This is a genomic window from Labrys sp. KB_33_2, assembly GCF_052114505.1.
Lineage (GTDB): Bacteria > Pseudomonadota > Alphaproteobacteria > Rhizobiales > Labraceae > Labrys.
This window is the reverse complement of the sequence record NZ_JBFREW010000068.1, coordinates 1-1301: the sequence shown is the minus strand read 5'-3', so window position 1 is coordinate 1301 and position 1301 is coordinate 1. Positions and strand designations below refer to the sequence as shown.

The window sequence follows — 1301 nt, the reverse complement described above, 5'->3', positions numbered from 1 at the left end:
TTGAAGGCGGTCGCCAGTGCGAGCGCACTGGCGACGAAGGCGGAGCCTGCCAGCTTCAACGGCTCCTTCACGCAGTCCGTGTCGATCGCGGTGCCTGTTTATCATGGCCTCGAGCCCAAAGTGTCGCTGCGCTATGATTCCAATGCCGGAGCGCGGGCTGGAGGCTATTGGGCCGGGCTTGCCGGCGTGGGCTTTTCGCTGTCGGGCCTGTCGGACATCACCCGTTCGTCGGCGGTGGGCGGGGCGCCGCGCTATGCGGATACGGACGAGTTCGTGCTGGATGGCGACCGGCTGGTGGCTTGCACGGCGGGGATGACCAGCCCGGCCTGCACCACCGGTGCGGCCGCGGCAGGGGTGAGCTACTACGCCACCCGCGTGGAAAGCTTCGTGCGGGTCAAGCGCATCGTCAGCGGCGGCACCACCACGAGCTGGGAGGTGGCGGACCAGGCTGGCACGACGAGCATCGCCACGCGCTACCAGCCCTTCGGCCTGGCCAAGCCGGTGACGACCTCGACGGCGACCAAGGAGGATCACGGCTATATCGGGGAGCGGCAGGACGAGACGGGCCTGCTCTACCTCAACGCCCGCTACTACGATCCCCACATTGCACGCTTCGTCTCCCCAGACTGGTGGGACCCCACACAGGAAGGCGTCGGTACCAACCGATACGCCTATGCCGATAACAATCCCATCAATGTCTCAGATCCGAGCGGGCATCAGTCGTCGGGCTACGGTGATGGTCTTGAAAGCTACGCGTCAACACCAATAAGCAACACTAGCCTCACCGAGAGGGCGTGGAGCGCATTTTCGCGAATGCTGGCCAATGACCAATGCATGGCATCACCAGATCCTCAACCCGAGCTCCCTGGTTTTTCGTCTGCACCAACTACGCCGGAAAATCCTGGCTACACTCCGGCACCGCCTGCCGTGACGACAGAAGGTTACACACCGGCTCCCTCACTTCCAAACAACGAAGGATACACGCCAACTCCTTCCAAGGATTTATCGGTTCTCAACGCAGGACCGACAACAGGAAATCCTGATTTGGATTCCGTATTTGCTGGCGCCAAACCAAACGACGATGGACGACAGGGGTATAGTTATCCAGGCACCCCAGAGGCCCTCGCAAGCGCCCTAGCTGGAATTCCGGGAGCTAGAGCGTCGGATCTGAAACTGGAATCGGCGATTCCCTTGGAGGGCAATTTGTGATTCACCGTTATTGGAGGTGGATCATGGGCAGGAGCTATTCTCAGGATCTTCGCGATCGGATTGTCAGCTTTGTTGAGAACGGCCATTCGCGC

1 protein-coding gene is annotated in these 1301 nt (G+C 61.1%); it reads left to right on the top strand.

Annotated features, from left to right (window positions below; genetic code table 11):
* Positions 1–1209, top strand: a 1209-nt coding sequence (locus AB4037_RS34550) for an RHS repeat-associated core domain-containing protein (protein ID WP_441774670.1), incomplete at its 5' end; no start/stop codon positions are given.
* Positions 1210–1301 lie beyond the last annotated feature (92 nt).